At 34.9% G+C, this 19,357-nt stretch carries 12 protein-coding genes, 3 pseudogenes and 3 other annotated features; of the genes and pseudogenes, 13 read left to right on the top strand and 2 right to left on the bottom strand.

The window, feature by feature from the left end:
- Positions 1 to 78 precede the first annotated feature (78 nt).
- From HRG09_RS09650 to HRG09_RS28820, 7 genes and pseudogenes are all read left to right on the top strand, one after another.
- Entirely contained in the window at positions 79 to 3,576 is a 3,498-nt protein-coding gene (locus HRG09_RS09650; protein ID WP_174100590.1) for a DUF4020 domain-containing protein, read from the top strand.
- A 112-nt stretch (positions 3,577 to 3,688) separates the two neighbouring features.
- Positions 3,689 to 3,921 (top strand) — a binding site (T-box leader).
- A 56-nt stretch (positions 3,922 to 3,977) separates the two neighbouring features.
- Positions 3,978 to 4,212 (top strand) — a binding site (T-box leader).
- 139 nt (positions 4,213 to 4,351) lie between these two features.
- On the top strand, positions 4,352 to 5,428 hold the full coding sequence (locus HRG09_RS09645) for a bifunctional 3-deoxy-7-phosphoheptulonate synthase/chorismate mutase (RefSeq protein WP_174100589.1): 1,077 nt from the start codon (positions 4,352 to 4,354) through the stop codon (positions 5,426 to 5,428).
- A 9-nt stretch (positions 5,429 to 5,437) separates the two neighbouring features.
- Positions 5,438 to 5,672 (top strand) — a binding site (T-box leader).
- 53 nt (positions 5,673 to 5,725) lie between these two features.
- A complete protein-coding gene (aroC, locus tag HRG09_RS09640) occupies positions 5,726 to 6,898 on the top strand; it encodes a chorismate synthase (RefSeq protein WP_174100588.1) in 1,173 nt (390 codons plus the stop codon).
- A 16-nt stretch (positions 6,899 to 6,914) separates the two neighbouring features.
- A complete protein-coding gene (gene hisC, locus HRG09_RS09635) occupies positions 6,915 to 8,015 on the top strand; it encodes a histidinol-phosphate transaminase (RefSeq protein WP_174100587.1) in 1,101 nt (366 codons plus the stop codon).
- Positions 8,008 to 9,108 (top strand): prephenate dehydrogenase, encoded by a 1,101-nt coding sequence (tyrA, locus tag HRG09_RS09630; RefSeq protein ID WP_174100586.1) that lies wholly within the window; start codon positions 8,008 to 8,010, stop codon positions 9,106 to 9,108. Before hisC ends, tyrA begins: the two co-directional genes overlap by 8 nt.
- A 16-nt stretch (positions 9,109 to 9,124) precedes the next feature.
- Positions 9,125 to 10,414, top strand: a complete 1,290-nt coding sequence (aroA, locus tag HRG09_RS09625) for a 3-phosphoshikimate 1-carboxyvinyltransferase (protein ID WP_174100585.1) — start codon at positions 9,125 to 9,127, stop codon at positions 10,412 to 10,414.
- A gap of 151 nt (positions 10,415 to 10,565) precedes the next feature.
- Positions 10,566 to 10,876 (top strand): annotated as a pseudogene (locus HRG09_RS28820) (MMPL family transporter); the annotation flags it as partial.
- 183 nt (positions 10,877 to 11,059) lie between these two features.
- On the opposite strand, the gene HRG09_RS09615 reads toward HRG09_RS28820, so the two are convergent.
- Positions 11,060 to 11,596: a hypothetical protein gene (locus HRG09_RS09615; RefSeq protein ID WP_174100583.1), complete on the bottom strand. Its 537-nt coding sequence runs from the start codon at positions 11,594 to 11,596 to the stop codon at positions 11,060 to 11,062.
- A gap of 339 nt (positions 11,597 to 11,935) precedes the next feature.
- Between HRG09_RS09615 and HRG09_RS09610 the strand changes: the two genes are divergently transcribed.
- The 4 genes and pseudogenes from HRG09_RS09610 to HRG09_RS28815 form a co-directional block, all read left to right on the top strand.
- Positions 11,936 to 13,108: a GNAT family N-acetyltransferase gene (locus HRG09_RS09610; RefSeq protein ID WP_174100582.1), complete on the top strand. Its 1,173-nt coding sequence runs from the start codon at positions 11,936 to 11,938 to the stop codon at positions 13,106 to 13,108.
- A 137-nt stretch (positions 13,109 to 13,245) separates the two neighbouring features.
- Entirely contained in the window at positions 13,246 to 14,871 is a 1,626-nt protein-coding gene (locus HRG09_RS09605) for an ABC-F family ATP-binding cassette domain-containing protein (protein WP_174100581.1), read from the top strand.
- A gap of 105 nt (positions 14,872 to 14,976) precedes the next feature.
- Positions 14,977 to 15,846: pseudogene (locus HRG09_RS09600) on the top strand (LTA synthase family protein); the annotation flags it as partial.
- A 215-nt stretch (positions 15,847 to 16,061) separates the two neighbouring features.
- Positions 16,062 to 16,241: pseudogene (locus HRG09_RS28815) on the top strand (transposase domain-containing protein); the annotation flags it as partial.
- A gap of 68 nt (positions 16,242 to 16,309) precedes the next feature.
- On the opposite strand, the gene HRG09_RS09590 reads toward HRG09_RS28815, so the two are convergent.
- Complete coding sequence (locus HRG09_RS09590) at positions 16,310 to 17,752, bottom strand: glycosyltransferase family 39 protein (RefSeq protein WP_174100665.1); 1,443 nt, start codon at positions 17,750 to 17,752, stop codon at positions 16,310 to 16,312.
- A gap of 169 nt (positions 17,753 to 17,921) precedes the next feature.
- Here HRG09_RS09590 and HRG09_RS09585 point away from each other — a divergent pair, with 169 nt between their 5' ends.
- Together HRG09_RS09585 and HRG09_RS09580 are read left to right on the top strand one after the other, a co-directional pair.
- Entirely contained in the window at positions 17,922 to 18,299 is a 378-nt protein-coding gene (locus tag HRG09_RS09585; RefSeq protein ID WP_174100580.1) for a GtrA family protein, read from the top strand.
- 39 nt (positions 18,300 to 18,338) lie between these two features.
- Positions 18,339 to 19,316, top strand: a complete 978-nt coding sequence (locus tag HRG09_RS09580; RefSeq protein ID WP_174100579.1) for a glycosyltransferase family 2 protein — start codon at positions 18,339 to 18,341, stop codon at positions 19,314 to 19,316.
- The last annotated feature ends 41 nt before the right edge of the window (positions 19,317 to 19,357 follow it).

Here is a 19,357-nt window from a genome sequence, read left to right as displayed (position 1 = left end):
CAAAATATTAAAAAAATAAAGAAAAAATGTTATAGTAAAATGAGAGTATATGACATTTTTAGGTAAGGGGGGATCCGGATGTGGATTACTTCAGAAGTAGAAATTCCAGATGAACTATTTGATAATCTTGAGCAAGGAAGGCTTGTATTATTTGTCGGAGCAGGAGTTTCTATGAAAGGGAAATCAAACTTACCAAATTTCGATGATTTAGTGGATGAAATTGCGGAAGCTTTATATGTTGAAAAGCGTGAAAATACAGAACCGCATGATTATTATCTCGGAAAAGTTGCGAAGACAAAAGATGTACATCAAGTGGCACAAAATCTTGTTGATGTGAAAAATTCAAAACCGAATCCATTACATTATGCAATTCCGCGGCTTTTTTCAGATGATATCGATGTTCGCATTGTAACAACAAATTTCGATCAACATTTTACAAGTGTAATCCGAGAAATGAATCGAGATATCAATATATATTATGCACCTGCACTTCCAACAGGTAGAGCGTTTAAAGGATTAGCATATATACATGGTAATGTAGAACAGGAAAAAGAAAATTTAATATTAACAGATGGCGACTTTGGAAGGGCTTACTTGACGGAAGGATGGGCAAGAAGATTTTTAGTTGATCTATTTTCAAATTACACGGTGTTATTCATCGGATATAGTCATAATGATCCTGTTATGAAATATTTAGCAACCGGTTTACCACCAAGTACAAGACGTTATGCATTTGTTGCACAAGGAGATAATACATATCATTGGGAGCATTTAGGAGTAAGGCCTATTGTCTATCCAAATAAAGCAAACAATCACCAGGCCCTGGTGCAAGCGGTGAAGCGCTGGGCTGAATTAATGGGAGATAATTATATTACAAAAAGAATGCGGATTCGCGATATTGTGACAGTTCCGCCTTCAGTTGAACAAGAGCAATTATCATATATAAAACAATCAGTAAAAAAAATTGAAACACTTCGGTATTTTATAGAATTTGCTCGCGATTATGAGTGGGTAGAATGGTTAGAGGCAGAAGGAAAACTTCAAAATTTATTTTTGCTGTCTGCTATTCATAACGAAGAGGATGAATTGCTGGCTGATTGGCTCGTCAAACAATTTCTTTTTAGCCATCAAAAGGAATTATTTCAGCTTATTTATAGAAATCACTCGAAAATTTCTCCTTTGTTTTGGCGAACGATTTGTACGTATTTAAACGAGACAAAAGAGCCAATTGAACCGCTACTATTCGCAAAATGGACATTACTTTTACTAGAAACAGCAGAAAAAAATAGCAACTCTATAGAATTAGTTTCATACTTGTTACATAAATGTTCCTTTCCTGAACATAAAGAGATTTTCATCTTATTATTGGCATTTATTTTGGACGGAAAAATTAAATTAAAACGTGTTAGGAAATGGGAACACGATATGCAAGATTCGATTGAATTAGAGGAGACAAGTCGCTTACCAGTTCCGGTATTTTCATTTGTACAACAGATTTGGGATGAAAGAATGAAACCGCATATCGCGTATTTTGTCGATCCTATTATGGTTATGGGATTAGAAAAAATGCAAATGTTATTTTTAAGACAGGCTGCACTGGAGAAAAAGGACGGTGTGACATATAATACAGTCGAATTTTCAGAGCATGATTTACAGCCAAAAGATTTTACATTTTTAATTCGTATTGTAAAAGAGTGTCTCACCTATTTATGTAAGAATAATAAGTGGAAGGCTAACTACTATATCACCCAAATGATTGAAACTGATAGTATATTACAAAAACGAATTGCCATAGCTGCGATGAGTAAAAATATATTTGCGACTGACGATGAAAAAATCAAATGGTTATTAGAGCGAAAGTTACTTTTACATGTTACATATAGGCATGAAGTATTTAAGTTTTTAAAGAAACATTATTCACTTGCTTCGGAACAAAGTAAGCAAGAAGTGTTACAAAAGGTTATGAAACATCTTGTTAATGAGAGGGCTTTTGATGCTTGTCTTATTATGGATTTACTTTATACATGTGATCCAGATAGTAATTGTACAGCAGAAGCATATAAAAAAATGAAACAAAAACACCCTCATTTTTCCCCAGAACGTTACGGTGAAAAACAAGTAGAGGATGCTGTACAAAGTATTACATGTAATGTAACAGCCGATGGGTTATTGCAGTTGAAAGACCATGAGATGATGAAACAAGTTAGGCTCTTTTCTCATGACGGTATTTTTGAACAACGTCATTTTTTAGAGATGTTATCAAAAGCATGTAAATTAAATACAGAGTGGAGTATTTCACTTGCGTATCAACTTGCAGGAGAAAGTAAAGTAAGTAATGAAGTATGGTTTGTTTGCATTAGAGCATGGAGGAATAATCGCAAGCTGACAAATGAACAAATACAAAAAATCATTCCACTCTTACAACAATTTGTAAGAAATACATCTTTTCATTGGTTAATTAGCAGTTTTCTTTATGAAATTAGCAATCGATTAGAAGAATTTCAAGAGGATAGTATACGTGTTGTGAAACGATTTTCCGTCTCTGTATTTCCTCAAGTAATGAAAAGTAATTTGAATTTCAAATTAGAAGAGCATGATTTTTATAATGAGTCTATCCAGCATCCTATTGGAAAGATGACGTCAGTATTGTTAAAGTTACTCGCATATGACCACTTATACGACCGAAATATTTACGAGTACTTGTTTTTATTTGAAGAACAAATGCGAACATGTTCACAGAGTACAAATTTCATGTTTGCACGGTTAACAGCAGATATAACATTTTTATATCATATTGAGAAACAATGGTGTAGAAAAAATCTGCTGCCGTATCTCGATTTAAAAAAACAAGAAAAAGCAATCAAATATGCATGGGCAGGACTCTGTTATACACAAATAAATTTACCGTTATTTAAAGAGATAAAGAGATACATTACATATGCGGCTCAGCATTTATATTTGTTACATCCACATACAAAAGAAGTGTTCTTAAAGTGGCTTAGTTTTGTTTTTATTAAATGTGTATTATATTGGGAGCAGCGAGCAGATTGGTTATATCCACTTTTTATACAAGAAACGGAAAATGACAAAATGAAGTTTATGGAACATTTATGTTATTATGTGAAAACATTAAGCGCGAGAGAACAACAAAAATTTTGGGAAACTTGGTTAGCTGAATTTTTAATGGAACGTCCAAAAATGAGTTCTATAACAGGCAGGGAGTATGTCATGTTTTTACGCTTTGTTTTATGTATGGATGAAGTTGCAGAAAAGGGATTGCAAACAATTCTTACCCATTTTTCGCCACCATCAGAACGTTACAATCAAGCAGAAATAAGGCAACTATTTTTGTCTGTTTTGGAAAAGAAAAAGAATATAAAAGACCATGTAGAAGCCTATGGTGAGTTGTTTTTTTCGCTCTTACAAAACCTTCATGAAGCAAACGATTTTGAAAATGAAATCATCGAAATTAAGCAATTGTTAACAGAGTACCAAGTGGAGAATAAATTACTAATATCTATTCAAAACGAAATGATTCGGATCGGGATTATAATGGCAAATTTACAAGATGGATAATGGGTAAAGAGTGGATTTTTAAAAAATAAATAAAAAGTTATTGACAGTCTTTGAAAAAGCATTCTATAATACGAATCATAACTTATTCAATTTCAAAAAACATTTGGATAAACAAAGTGCAATGAAGGGATCACAGTAGTGAGGATCTTACTGTAACAGAGAGCTGATGGTTGGTGTGAATCAGTACAGGGATAATCATGAATTACAGTCCTGGAGCATCTTTTTCGGATTAAAGACATATATTCTTTATGAAGAAAAGGCGGTCAAATGATCGTTAACAGTGAAGAGAGGTAGACGAAATTAGTCTGCAACTAGGGTGGTACCGCGATAAATATCGTCCCTACTGATTGGATCAGTAGGGACTTTTTGTATTTTTTGTGGTATGGCTTGACAATGGAATATGATATGCGGTGAAAGGAAAAGGAGTAGTAGTTGTTTCCCTGTAACAGAGAGCTGGTGGTTGGTGTGAACCAGTACAAAGACAAGTGCGAATTACAGTCCTGGAGCATCTTTTTCGTAGTAAAGATTTGTTTTCTTTATGAAGGGAAAGACGGTCGAACGATCGTTAACAGTGAAGAGAGGTAGACGAAATCAGTCTACAATTAGGGTGGTACCGCGATAAATATCGTCCCTACTGAGTAGATCAGTAGGGATTTTTTGTACACAGAAAAGGCGGTATCGATCTCATAATAAATTTTTGTAAGTATTCAATTCAGAAAATAGGGAATCTTTATTCTCTTGCAATAATTTTCAACATTAAAAGGAGGATTTTAAAATGGCAAATCATGAATTAGAACAATTACGTAAACAGGTGGATAAAATCAATTTACAGTTACTAGAGCTTTTAAATGAACGAGGTAAAATCGTTCAAAAGATTGGGGAGCAAAAGCAAGTACAAGGTACGAAACGTTTTGATCCTGTCCGTGAGCGTGAAGTACTTGATATGATCGCAGAACACAATGAAGGTCCTTTCGAAACTTCAACAGTTCAACACATTTTCAAAACAATTTTCAAAGCGAGCTTAGAACTGCAAGAAGATGACAACCGTAAAGCATTACTTGTTTCACGTAAAAAGAAAAAAGAGAATACAATCGTTGATGTAAAAGGTGAGTTATTAGGAAATGGAACGCAAACATTCATCATGGGACCTTGTGCTGTAGAAAGCTTAGAGCAAGTTCGCCTAGTAGGGCAAGCGATGAAAAAACAAGGATTAAAATTAATGCGCGGCGGTGCTTTCAAACCGAGAACATCACCATACGATTTCCAAGGATTAGGGGTAGAAGGACTACAAATTTTACGACAAGTAGCTGATGAATTTGATTTAGCGATTATTAGTGAAATCTTAAATCCAAACGATGTAGAAATGGCTCTTGATTACGTTGATGTCATTCAAGTCGGGGCACGAAATATGCAAAACTTTGATTTATTAAGAGCTGTGGGTAAAGTAAATAAACCTGTGTTATTAAAACGTGGTTTAGCAGCGACAATTGATGAGTTCATTAATGCAGCTGAATACATCATCGCACAAGGAAATGATCAGATTATATTATGTGAGCGCGGTATCCGCACATACGAAAGAGCAACGCGTAATACGTTAGATATTTCAGCTGTACCAATCTTAAAGAAAGAAACACATTTACCTGTTGTTGTGGACGTAACGCATTCTACAGGACGTAGAGATTTATTATTACCTACTGCAAAAGCAGCACTAGCAATTGGTGCAGATGCAGTAATGGCAGAAGTTCATCCAGATCCAGCAGTTGCATTATCTGATTCAGCGCAGCAAATGGATATTCCAGAGTTCCATAAATTCATGGAAGAGTTAAAAGGATTCAAAAATAAATTATCTTAATTTCATATTAAATATGCATTGAAAGGGAAACAGTAGTGCTTATCTCCCTGTTTATAGAGAGCTGATGGATGCTGAGAATCAGTACAAAGATAAGCATGAATTACAGCCCTAGAGCATCTTTTTCGTAGTAAAGATAATAATCTTTATGAAGGGAAAGACGGTCTCATAGATCGTTAAAAATGATAAGAGGTAGACGAATGTAGTCTACAATTAGGGTGGTACCGCGATAATCATCGTCCCTACTGAGCGCTCAGTAGGGATTTTTTTGTACAAAAAAATAATAAAGGGGTAAGAGAAATGAGATACATTACAGCTGGAGAATCACATGGTCCGCAGTTAACCGTTATTTTAGAAGGTGTACCTGCAGGATTAGCGCTACAAGCAGAACATATTAATAAGGAATTATTAAGAAGACAAAAAGGGCATGGCCGCGGAAGACGGATGCAAATTGAAACAGATACAGTAGAAATCGTAAGTGGCGTGCGCCATGGGGTGACACTTGGTTCACCAATTACATTAATCGTAAAAAATGATGATTTCAAACATTGGACGAAAGTAATGGGAGCAGAACCGATCTCGGAGCAAGAAAGTAAAGAGATGAAACGTACAATTACAAAACCACGCCCTGGACATGCAGATTTAAACGGTGCAATTAAGTACGGTCACCGTGATATACGAAATGTTTTAGAACGTTCTTCTGCAAGAGAAACAACTGTAAGAGTAGCTGCTGGCGCGGTTGCGAAGCAAATTTTAAAAGAATTAGGTGTACAAATTGCTGGACATGTTCTTGAAATTGGTGGAGTACAAGCAAATCGTGTAGGTCAACTACCAATAGAAGACATCCAAAACATTACAGAAAATTCACCTGTACGTTGCCTAGATACAGAGGTAGAGCGACAAATGATGGATGCGATTGATACTGCGAAAAGCAGCGGGGATTCAATTGGTGGAATTGTAGAAGTCATTGCAGAAGGGATGCCAATCGGCGTTGGGAGTTATGTACATTATGACCGAAAATTAGATGCAAAACTTGCAGGCGCAATCATGAGTATTAATGCCTTTAAAGGTGCTGAAATTGGTGTTGGATTTGAAGCAGCAAGGAAGCCAGGAAGTTTAGTACATGATGAAATCCTATGGGATGAAGAAAAAGGTTATACAAGAAAAACAAATAACGCAGGTGGATTAGAAGGCGGTATGACAACGGGAATGCCGATTGTTGTAAGAGGTGTTATGAAGCCGATTCCTACATTATATAAACCACTTGCAAGTGTAGATATTGATACGAAAGAAGCATTTCAAGCAAGTATTGAACGCTCAGATAGTTGCGCAGTTCCGGCGGCAAGTGTTGTCGCAGAAGCTGTTGTTGCATGGGAGCTTGCAGATGCATTAGTTGAACAATTCGGAAAAGATCGCATGGAATTAATCCAGCAAAATATTACGCAGCATAACAAATATGCAAAAGAATTTTAAAAAGGATGAGTTATAAATGAAGGTAAAAGGGCAATTATCATCATTACAGCCATATAAACCAGGTAAATCACCAGAGCAAATGAAAGAAGTATATGGGGATCATTCATTTGTAAAATTAGCGTCAAATGAAAATCCATTTGGTTGTTCGCCACGTGTTATGGAAAATTTACAAAAAGCGTGGCATGAACATGCCTTATATCCTGATGGAGGAGCTGTAGAACTCCGCGAAACAATCGCAGAAAAACTGCAAATTCAAAAGGAACAAATCATGTGCGGAAGTGGACTTGACGAAGTGATTCAAATCATCAGCCGCGCCGTACTTTGCGCAGGGGAAAATATTGTAACAGCGGGAGAAACGTTTCCGCAATATCGTCATCATGCAATTATTGAGGGGTGCGAAGTGAAAGAAGTTTCGCTAAATCAAGGGGCATATGACTTAGATGCAATCGCTAAGGCAATCGATAATAACACAAAAATCGTTTGGATTTGTAACCCGAATAATCCAACGGGCACATATATTGATGAGCGAAAATTAAATGAATTTATAAATAGCGTGGATGACAGTGCACTAATTGTAATCGATGAAGCGTACTATGAATATGTCACAGCGAAAGACTTTCCAGAGAGCATACCGCTATTGAAAAAACATAAAAATCTTCTTATATTACGAACATTTTCTAAAGCATACGGTTTAGCATCATTTCGCGTAGGGTATGCAATTGGACAGGAAGAGTTAATCAAGAAATTAAATGTTGTACGTTTGCCTTTTAATGTTTCTTCACTTGCACAAAAAGCAGCAACAATCGCTTGTAAGGATGAAGAATTCATTACAGAAATCGTTCGTGTAAACCGAGAAGGATTAGAGCAATACGAAAGTTTTTGTAAGGAAAATGAAATTCCATTCTATCCGTCGCAAACAAACTTCATCTTCTTGCCGGTAGATGATGCTGGAGAAATTTATGAAGCTTGCGCACACGCAGGGTTTATTATTCGTCCATTCCCAAACGGCGTTCGTATTACAATCGGAACAAGGGAACAAAATGAAGGAGTGATTTCAGTGTTAAAACAACACTTTGAAAATAAAAAACATAAGTCTCGAGATGAGACCAATGTGTAAAAAGGTAGTATTAATTGGAACAGGATTAATAGGAGGCTCTCTTGCATTAGCAATTAAGAAAGAGCACGATGTAACGATAACAGGTTATGATATATTTAAAGAGCAGGTAGAGCGTGCGAAAGAATTGCATGTAGTAGATGAAATAGCAATAGATTTACAGCGTGCATGTGAAGAGGCAAATTTAATTGTGTTTGCCTCTCCAGTTGAAGAAACAAAGAAGTTATTACACAAACTAGCGTTATTTCGCTTACGAGATGATGTAATAGTGACCGATGTAGGGAGCACAAAAGGAACAATTATGAATGAAGCGGAAGCTTTATTTTCAAAGAAAGTTTCTTTTATTGGCGGACATCCGATGGCAGGGTCTCATAAAACTGGTGTGGAAAGTGCAAAGGCACATTTATTTGAAAATGCATTTTACATTTTAACACCGATGAATCATGTGCCAAATGATCAAGTGGAAGAGCTAAAAGTATGGTTAAAAGGAACAGGATCACATTTTCTCGTCTTAAATACAGAAGAACACGATTATGTAACAGGAATCGTTAGTCATTTTCCACATCTTATTGCGGCAGGTTTAGTAAAACAAGTCGAGAAACATGCAGGGGATAATCCGCTCATTCATCAACTAGCTGCTGGTGGATTTAAAGATATCACACGTATCGCATCTAGCAGTCCGAAAATGTGGAGTGACATTGTAAAGCAAAATCGTGAGCATTTAATGGTATTATTAAAAGAGTGGATCTCTGAAATGGAAGAGTTATATAAGACGGTTTCTATAGGAGATGGAGATGAAATACAAAACTACTTTGCAGATGCGAAAGAATATCGTGATTCTTTACCAGTGAGAAAAAGAGGAGCTATTCCTGCCTATCACGACTTATACGTCGATGTTTTAGATAAAGTAGGAGCATTAGCTCATATTACGAGTATTCTGGCGCGCGAAGAAATTAGTATTAAGAACTTGCAAATATTAGAAGCGCGTGAAGGATTGCTTGGGGTATTACGTATTAGCTTCCAAAGAGAAGAAGATCGTATGAAAGCAAAACTAGCGCTTGGAAAAGAAGAATACCAAACATATGAAACAATTTAAATAAGAAGGTGAAAACGTGAAAGAAAGAACTATACAACCTGTTAATAACGGATTGAACGGTATCATTACAATTCCTGGTGATAAATCCATTTCACACCGCGCTGTTATGTTCGGCGCAATTGCAGAGGGAAAAACAACAATTAAAGGCTTCCTACCTGGTGCAGACTGTTTAAGTACGATTTCTTGCTTTAAAGAAATGGGAGTAGATATTACACAAAACGGTGATGAAGTTACTGTAATCGGAAAAGGAATTGAAGGTTTACAAGAACCAAAAGCTGTATTAGATGTTGGTAATTCTGGAACTACGATACGTTTAATGTCGGGAATATTGGCAAACACGCCATTCTTTTCTTGCGTACAAGGTGATGCTTCTATCGCAAAAAGACCGATGAAACGTGTAACAGATCCATTAAAGCAAATGGGCGCCAACATTGATGGTCGAGAAGACGGGACGTACACACCACTAACAATAAGAGGTGGAGATTTAAAAGCAATCCAATACAATTCCCCAGTTGCAAGCGCACAAGTAAAGTCAGCTATTTTACTTGCAGGCCTTCGGGCAGAAGGTGTAACAACTGTTACAGAACCGCACATTTCACGCGATCATACTGAAAGAATGCTTGATGCGTTTGGTGTTACAGTAACTCGTGAAGGGAAAACTGTAAAACTAGCAGGTGGCCAAAAGCTAACTGGAACAGATGTTCAAGTGCCAGGTGACGTATCATCAGCGGCATTTTTCTTAGTTGCAGGTGCGATTATTCCAAACAGTAAACTAGTATTACAAAATGTAGGAATGAATCCGACTCGTACAGGTATTATAGATGTTTTAGAGAGCATGGGTGCTGCGTTTACTGTAGAACCAATTAACAAAGGAGCATCAGAACCAGCTGCAAACATTGCAATTGAAACATCTTCACTAAAAGGAATCGAAATTGGCGGGGATATGATTCCAAGGTTAATCGATGAAATTCCAGTTATCGCATTAGCGGCAACGCAAGCTGAGGGAATTACGGTTATTAAAGATGCACATGAGCTAAAAGTGAAAGAAACGAACCGTATCGACACAGTTGTTGCTGAGCTAACAAAACTAGGAGCTCGCATTGAAGCAACAGAAGACGGAATGATAATTTACGGTAAATCAGCTTTAACAGGCAATACAGTACATAGTTACGGTGATCATCGCATCGGAATGATGCTTGCAATCGCCGGCTGTATAGCTGAAGGAAAAACAACAATTCAAGATGCAGAAGCAGTAGGGGTATCGTATCCTACGTTTTTCGAAGAACTTCAAAAGTTAGCGAAATAATATGATGAGAGGCAGATGCGTAATGTATCTGCTTTTTTATGTGAACGCATGTCGTTATTTGTTTGTAAATCGATATCTCGTGTCGAATCGCTGATATATTTTAAGTTGCGACCGATATAATTTCATTTACTAATCCGTAACCCTCAGAATTTATAGCACCTTCTTGATGATACGCTATAACGAATTGGAAGGAGGTTCAATAACAAAAATTGTAACAGCATCTCGTCATATAGGAGGAGTCGTATTATCAGCAGCGCTTATTTTAGGAGGGACATTTGCAGCTTTAATTCCTTCGGTTGTATTAACGCATATACAAGTTGCAGCAGTTGTCGGCATTTCCCTTTTACAGAGTTTGTGAACGGGAAAGTCCACACGCTTTAGCTGTGGGAGTGGTCAACTGCATTAATAGGGTTAACGAGTAAAATACAGAATTATAAAAAGAAAATGATTGATACGAAGTAATTATATGAAGCTGAAATTTTATCGATAATTTGGCAAAAATGTGTACAGAACAAAGATTTATTTGTTTCCAAGGTGTTGAAAAAGCAACTCTGTCTACACAATTTAAACGAAATGTTACATACAAATTATGTAACATTTTCAATGTAAAAACGTCTATAACATGATTGTTATAGACGTTTTTGATTAAGTCGTTGGAGAAGGGAACCTCGCTCCTTCAAAACGTGTAATGCTATTAAGTAAATTGATTGTACCAGCTACACTAGATATAAAAAATACCTCAACAACATCCTCGCATTTTAATTCAGTTATAGTAGCAACGGAAATGATATTTTTAATCTCGATATTTGCTCCAAAGAAATCATTATCAGCAGCCACCTCATGGCCATTTACTTGAATATTTATTCTTCCTCTGTAGGCCTCATTGAAATTACTAGGTGAGAAAAGAACACTTGCAGTCAATGAATAAACACCTTTTGTTTCAGGAATGAACATAGATGCAGCGGAGTTAAATTCATTTGCTAAATCAAATTGTATGTTAGGATATAAAACTTTAACTGTAGTATTGGCAGGTATTTGTTGAAGTGTAGACATGTTGACGGCTCTAAATGCTGATGGCCTTGTAGACTCGGAATTTTCTCCTCTAAGACTTCGATTTCTTCTTTGAGAAAGGAAATCTCTAGTTGCATTCAATCTATTTAATTTATCGTAATAAGAGCTCATAAGTATTTCTTCTCTCCTTCTTTATTTATCCTGCTATTTGCGGGCAGTAAGACGCCCACCTCTAGATTCAGAGAGAAACAAGGAAGAGAGGTGGGGAAATCAAATGTCCATAAAAGTCTGATTGATGAGGGTTAATAATCAGTGGAGGATGACGAAATCCCCACTGATTAAAGTTTTATTTTTATATGGTATACAGGAGACATGATAAAAGTGATTAGTAGGTACAGCTTTTTGTTTTGTATCAAAATATTTATATATTACATCGATATTTCTAATTTTTTTGATAGGATTTTATCTGTATGAGTACGAATGTAATAAAGGGGATAGGAGGAGATATTTATGAAAGTAGTTGAATTAGTAGAGCACCAATATAAAGAAGCGATGGCCTTATCTGAATATGCTTTTCAATATAAAGTACCGGAAGATCAGATTGAACAGCGTCTTACATTAATGAAAAAACACCATCAACTGTTTGGGGTTTTGGAAGGAAGTCAACTTGCAGCAAAATTACATCTTCTTCCGTTAGAAATAAATATTGGTGATGAAATTTTTAAAATGGGTGGAATTGCAGGAGTAGCGACATACCCAGAGTATAGACGGAATGGACATGTAAAAGAACTATTGAAGTATGCGCTGGAAAAAATGAAACAAGACGGATTGAGTGTATCCATGTTACATCCATTTGCGGTTTCATTTTACAGAAAGTATGGATGGGAACTATTTGTCAATCGTTTCATATGCTCAATGACGAAGAGTGATTTAGTGATGCAAAAGCATGTAAAAGGGAATATAAGACGCTTTAACAAAGATAATCATCCAAATGAAATTGAGGCAATATATGAAACGTTTGCGCAACGGTTTGCAGGTATGTTAATTCGTAGCCGTGAATGGTGGAAGCAGGCAGTTTATCATGATTTGACGGCAACGGTCTATTACAATGAAGAAAATGAACCTACTGGCTATATGTTGTACAAAATAAATGATTCAAAAATGACAGTAGAAGAATTTGTTCCGCTGAACAATGAAGCTAGAAATGGCCTTTGGAATTTTATTTGTCAACACGATTCGATGATAAAAGAACTTAAGATGATACTAAGTGAAACAGAGCCATTACTGTATGCTTTACAAGAGCCTCGAGTTAAGGCTGAACTTACTCCTTATTTTATGGTTCGAATTGTAGACGTGGAGCATTTTTTAAATCAATATTCATTTGTTTGGAGTAATCAACAAAATGAAGTCATTTTACATATTTCAGACTCATTTGCACCATGGAATAATGTAACGGTTCAATTACAGAACAAAGAAATAGTAATGATTAATAAAGGAGAAACAGAAAAGCGAAACATAGGAGGAATCCATCTAAACATAAATGATTTATCAGCAATGTTATTTGGATATAAGCGTCCGTTAGAGTTATACGAAATAGGTACTCTTTTAGGAACTGAGGAAGAAGTAAAAGAGCTTGAACATTTGATTCCATTACATAAACCATTTCTTTATGACTTCTTTTAAGTGTTTTTTTATTTTTTGTTTCGAATAGAAAATTTCGGTTGTTGAAATAGAAAGATGATTAGATATACCTTTAGATGACTAAGTATGTTATAGTAAGTGAAGTATGTATATAAAAGTATCGAAATTGGAGGAAACACATGATTACAGTTAGTAACGTAGGATTGCGCTTTGCAGACAGAAAATTATTTGATGATGTTAACATAAAATTCACACCGGGTAACTGTTACGGTTTAATCGGAGCAAACGGTGCTGGTAAATCAACATTTCTAAAGATCTTATCTGGAGAAATTGACCCATCAACAGGCGATGTACATATTACGCCGGGTGAGCGTTTAGCAGTATTAAAACAGAACCACTTCGAATATGAGGAGTTTCCAGTATTAGAAACAGTAATTATGGGTCATACACGTCTTTATCAAGTTATGCAAGAAAAGAATGCAATCTATATGAAAGAAGATTTCAGCGATGAAGACGGTATGCGCGCGGCAGAACTTGAAGGTGAGTTTGCTGAGCTAAACGGTTGGGAAGCTGAATCTGAAGCTGCTATCCTTTTAAAAGGACTAGGCATTGGGGAAGATCTTCATGATAAAAAAATGTCTGAGTTAACGGGGGCAGAAAAAGTAAAAGTATTACTTGCTCAAGCTTTATTTGGCCAACCTGACATTCTATTACTAGATGAGCCTACCAACCATTTAGACTTAAAAGCGATTCAATGGTTAGAAAACTTCTTAATGAACTTTGAAAATACTGTTATCGTTGTATCTCATGACCGTCACTTCTTAAATAAAGTATGTACGCACATGGCGGATCTTGATTTCGGTAAAATTCAATTATATGTTGGTAACTATGACTTCTGGTATGAATCAAGCCAATTAGCATTAAAACTAACACAAGATGCAAATAAGAAAAAAGAAGAGAAAGTAAAAGAGTTACAAAACTTCATCGCACGCTTTAGTTCAAACGCATCTAAAGCGAAGCAAGCGACTTCTCGTAAAAAATTATTAGATAAAATTACATTAGATGATATTAAACCATCATCACGCCGTTATCCATTCGTTGGCTTCACACCAGAGCGTGAAGTAGGAAATGACTTATTAACTGTAGAAGGTCTTTCAAAAACAATTGATGGAGAAAAAGTGTTAGATAATGTGTACTTCACATTAAATAAAGGTGATAAAGTTGCATTTATCGGACGTAATGATATTGCAATGACAACATTATTTAAAATTCTTATGGGTGAAATGGAGCCAGATAGCGGTTCGTTTAAGTGGGGCGTTACAACATCACAAGCTTACTTCCCAAGAGATAACTCTAAATACTTCGAGAACAGTGAATATAACTTAGTTGAATGGTTACGTCAGTTCTCTCCACAAGATGAGACAGAAAGTTTCTTACGTGGTTTCTTAGGCCGTATGCTATTCTCTGGTGAAGAAGTTAAGAAAAATGTTTCTGTATTGTCAGGTGGAGAAAAAGTTCGTTGTATGCTTTCTAAAATGATGTTAAGCGGAGCAAACGTATTAACACTTGATGATCCAACGAACCACTTAGACCTTGAGTCTATCACAGCATTAAACAACGGTTTAATCGCATTTAAAGGAACATTACTATTTACATCTCATGACCATCAGTTCGTACAAACAATTGCAAATCGTATTATCGAAGTAACGCCAAACGGTGTAATCGATAAAGAAGCAACATACGATGAGTTCTTAGAAAATGGAGAACTTCAAAAGCAAGTAGATGCAATGTATCAAGGAAAATAATATATTAGATAAACCCCTTGCTCTAAGATTGAAGAGCAAGGGGTTTATTTTTTGTAAATATTCAATTGTAGGTACTATTTTGTTAACATGAATAAATTACTAACTTATAAATCATTTGGTTTCAATAAATTCTTTGACGCAACCTATTATGATATGAATGAGAAAGATGTTGTAAACTATGGTTTGAAAGATAAGCCATTCTTTAATGAATCTATTCCGTTGTTACAAACGTTAAAACAACCGTTCTATACGAAATTTATTACACTATCAAATCATTTTCCTTATCCAATGAATAAGGAAGAAGCGACAATTGAACCAGCCCAAACAGGTGATTTATCTGTAGATACATATTTCCAAACAGCACACTATTTAGATGAAGCAGTAAAAAGCTTTATGGATTATTTGAAGCAATCTGCTTTATATGATAATTCCATTATCGTTATGTATGGAGATCATTACGGTATTTCAGATAACCATAATGCAGCAATGTCGCAAATAATGGGTAAAGAAATGAATTCATTTGAAAATGCACAGTTGCAACGTGTACCATTAATTATCCGTGTACCAGGTATGAAAGGGGGAGTTCAACATCAATATGGCGGAGAAATTGATGTGCTTTCAACGTTACTACATTTATTAGGTACGGATACAAAAAATTATATCCAATTCGGTACCGATTTATTATCACCAGAGCATAAGCAAGTTGTGGCATTCCGTAATGGCAACTATGTAAGTCCGTCTGTTACTGCACTGAACGGAAAATACTATGATACAAATACCGGGAACTCAGTAGAGGTAACGGATGAGATTAAACAAAATGAACAAATGGTTCAACAAACACTTAAATTTTCTGATTAAGTAGTAAACGGAGCCTTATTAAGGTTCTATACACCAGAAGGATTTACGCCAGTAGATCGTTCGAAGTATAACTATAATCATCGTGATAAAAATAATAAGAAAGTAGAAACTACGTAGCAAGAAGGTTAAACGTAATAAAGTAACGGTAGTCTCCTTTATAAGGATAAATATCCTTGTGAGGGGGCTTTTTTATTTTTGAGCGCGATGTAATTTCACATACCGTACTTGTAGAGTATGATAACTATATGAAAAGAGTACAATTTTTGCACAATGTAGAAACAAAAATTCGGACTTAATTTTATAGGAGATACGGGATACTATATTAGTAGAAAGTGATTGAAACCGCAAAAGAGAACAATTTAAGTCCCTATCATTATCTTCTTTATTTGTTTGAAACACTCCTCAATATCAATTTAAACAATAAAGAAGAAATTGATAAAGTCTTGCCCTGGTCAACAGATTTTCCAACTAGATGCAGAGTGCCGAAAAAAAGTGAAGTAAACAAAAAATAACTCCAAAACCAACTTTTATTGTATATTTTGGAGTTACTTGACGTTTACATATATTTAATTCTGTCATACTAACGGACATTACTATGTTTGTATAGACGATTCATACCCAAAGCAGCTAAAATAACTATAGACATTGTAACAGAATAATGATATCGTCCTGCAACTTCTACCAGCATTTGCGCCATTGTTAAACCAATAGTATAAAGACAAATAAAGAGCGCTGCTGATTTATTCTTATCTTTAAATGTAATAAATACACCTAACAGCGAAATAACAATTAAGAAATAATAAAAAATATCACATATAATCATATATCGGAGCTGATGGTCTAATACCGGGCTTGCGTATAAAACTGCTGCCCTATCATGACCTAAGAAAATAATGAATTTATCAAAAAACAATTTAGCAAAATCAATATTATCATTTTTCAATCTATCCTTTGTATCCTCTAACATCTGTTTTTGAGCATCGTTAGCAGTCCAGCCTTCTTTTTCACTATAATACATAAGTAACTTTGAGTCTTCTTCATTCCACGTTCCTAAGCTTTCTTTGTTAAACCCTACATACATGTTATACCCAGGTGCTTTTGCTATTTCTTCGCCTAATCGTGCAGTTGTATAGTTGTGTACAACTGAAGAAAATACAAAATAGCCAGCTAGCACCGTTGATATATATACAATTTTTTTAAAAAGGATATTTTTATGACCAAGATGTTTTATATCAATAACAAATACCCAAACAATTAATGCAATAATAGGTACCGCTGCAATTGGGCGTACCATATTCATTAATGCAAGCAATAGGGACAATAAAAGAGAGTAAAAAATGAGCTTCATCATACCTATTTTAGATAACTTTTCATCAATAGTAATCATAATAAACCAAATTAACAATAGCTCAGTGCAATAAAGGGGTTCCGACATTGCAAACATATTATAAATTGTTTGTGAAGGTAGCAGAATCCAAAATATACTCGCTATGGTTGCCGTTCTTACTCCATCAATTTTTCTACCTATGAAATATATGAATGCCATTGATATCGTAGTTAGAATAACATTCACAATAGGTGGAATCATATAACTTGTTCCAAATATTTTGAAGAAAACACTTAAAAATAATGAGTATCCGAAAATATGTGGAAATAATGCTACATACCGATTCTCAATTTGGAAATTTGCACTTAAAGATTCCGCTGTATTATAGAAAGTTGCATAATCGACAAGTGGTTCAATTTTGTACAAACAAATCCATGTTACTTTCACTACAAAACAAGTAAGTAGTAATATAATGAAACATTTCTTTTCATTTAACTTTTCAAGATATAAAGAACCTTTTCTTAACATAAAGGTTCCTAACGTACATAAAACTAGAAAACCCAATAATAAAATCAGATAATTATCTTTTTTTATATCTGTAAAATAAGTAAATATTAATACCGCAGCAAAAATCCCATAGAGAGCATATATAAAACGTGTTGAAAAATTAGAAAATCCATTTAAAAGTGTAAACAACCTTGCCACTCCTTTATTTGTCTTCAGTTCCATTGTCATACAATTAGCCACTGCATATACTTGGCTTAAATAATAAAATCGTTAAAGTAATCATCGATTTATACAAAAACTTAAGATGGTTATTATACATATATTTTTATATCTTTTATAAAAATGAGGATACTACATTATGAAGAAATTTTTAAAGTTTAGCCTAATAGGAGTATTAAATACGCTTATCACAATTATTAGCTATATATTTCTCATTAAAATTGGTATGAATTACCTTATCGCTAACTGCTTTGCTTATTTAATTGGTGTTGCTAACAGCTATTATTGGAACAAAAATTGGGTTTTTGAATCGGAAAATAAAGATGTATCATTATTTTTTAAATTCCTAACTGTAAATTTAATTGTATTAACTTTTAATACAATTAGCCTGTTCATATTAGTTGATAAATTTTTCATAAATAAGTTTATCTCACAACTTTTTTCTATTGGTGTTGGTATGATTATGAACTTTTTTCTTAATAAAATTTGGACATTCAACAAACAAAACCATTTCTAATAAATTAATATATAATGCTGCTACAAGGAGGATAAAAACTTGGAGAAACTTATCTCAATCATCGTTCCTATGTATTTTGAAGAAGAAGTAGCACAAGAGTGTTATAATTGCTTAAAGTCTGTTACGCTACAAAATAATATTAATTATGAATTTGTCTTTGTAAATGATGGTAGTACCGATCGGACGATGGAAATTTTAAAAGGTATTTCAGCCGAAGATCCTCGTGCTAAAATCGTAAACTTTGCTCGTAATTTTGGACATCAAATAGCTGTAACAGCAGGAATTGATGTTGCCAAAGGTGATGCTATCATAATCATTGATGCTGATTTACAGGATCCACCTGAAGTTATCCCAGAACTTATTGCAAAATGGGAAGAAGGTTATGAGGTTGTTTGTGCGAGAAGAAAACAGCGTAACGGTGAAACTTGGTTTAAACTTGTTACAGCTAAATATTTCTACCGCTTCTTAAATTGCATGTCTGATATCGATATTCCTAAAGACACAGGTGACTTCCGCCTTATCGATCGTAAAGTAGCAGATATATTCAAACAAATGACAGAACGAAATCGTTTCGTACGTGGAATGATGTCTTGGATTGGATTCCGCCAAACATATATTGAGTACGAAAGAGATGAACGTTTTGCGGGTGAAACGAAGTATCCATTAAAGAAAATGATTAAATTTGCTTCAGATGGTGTTATCGCATTTTCTACAAAGCCATTAAGAATGGTTATGACTTTAGGTTTAATCTCTGTATTAATTTCTATAGCAGTTTTAATATACTCAGTTATCGTTAAAATTATTGGACAAGACATCCAAACTGGGTGGGCTTCTCTTATGGTTGCTATCACATTCTTCAGCGGTATGCAACTGCTCGGTCTTGGTATTGTTGGTCAATATATCGCTCGTATTTATGACGAAAGTAAGAACCGACCAATTTATGTTGTAAAAGAGACTGTGAATATAGAAGAAGATGATGTAACTTTATACAATAAGGAAAAAACAAATATATCTTAAATATAATAAAAATGATTGTAGCATGTGTATCTCACTGCCAC

Origin of the sequence: Bacillus sp. Xin1, from assembly GCF_013314535.1 — a bacterium.
Lineage (GTDB): Bacteria > Bacillota > Bacilli > Bacillales > Bacillaceae_G > Bacillus_A.
The sequence above is the reverse complement of the archived record's forward strand: the minus strand, read 5'-3'. Positions and strand labels throughout refer to the sequence as shown.

Bases quoted from the DNA above. Each gene is read 5' to 3' on its own strand.
- aroC (WP_174100588.1), top strand. From the start codon at position 5,726: ATGAGATACATTACAGCTGGAGAATCACATGGTCCGCAGTTAACCGTT.
- HRG09_RS09645 (WP_174100589.1), top strand. From the start codon at position 4,352: ATGGCAAATCATGAATTAGAACAATTACGTAAACAGGTGGATAAAATC.
- tyrA (WP_174100586.1), top strand. From the start codon at position 8,008: ATGTGTAAAAAGGTAGTATTAATTGGAACAGGATTAATAGGAGGCTCT.
- HRG09_RS09585 (WP_174100580.1), top strand. From the start codon at position 17,922: ATGAAGAAATTTTTAAAGTTTAGCCTAATAGGAGTATTAAATACGCTT.
- hisC (WP_174100587.1), top strand. From the start codon at position 6,915: ATGAAGGTAAAAGGGCAATTATCATCATTACAGCCATATAAACCAGGT.
- HRG09_RS09650 (WP_174100590.1), top strand. From the start codon at position 79: ATGTGGATTACTTCAGAAGTAGAAATTCCAGATGAACTATTTGATAAT.
- HRG09_RS09605 (WP_174100581.1), top strand. From the start codon at position 13,246: ATGATTACAGTTAGTAACGTAGGATTGCGCTTTGCAGACAGAAAATTA.
- HRG09_RS09610 (WP_174100582.1), top strand. From the start codon at position 11,936: ATGAAAGTAGTTGAATTAGTAGAGCACCAATATAAAGAAGCGATGGCC.
- HRG09_RS09615 (WP_174100583.1), bottom strand. From the start codon at position 11,596: ATGAGCTCTTATTACGATAAATTAAATAGATTGAATGCAACTAGAGAT.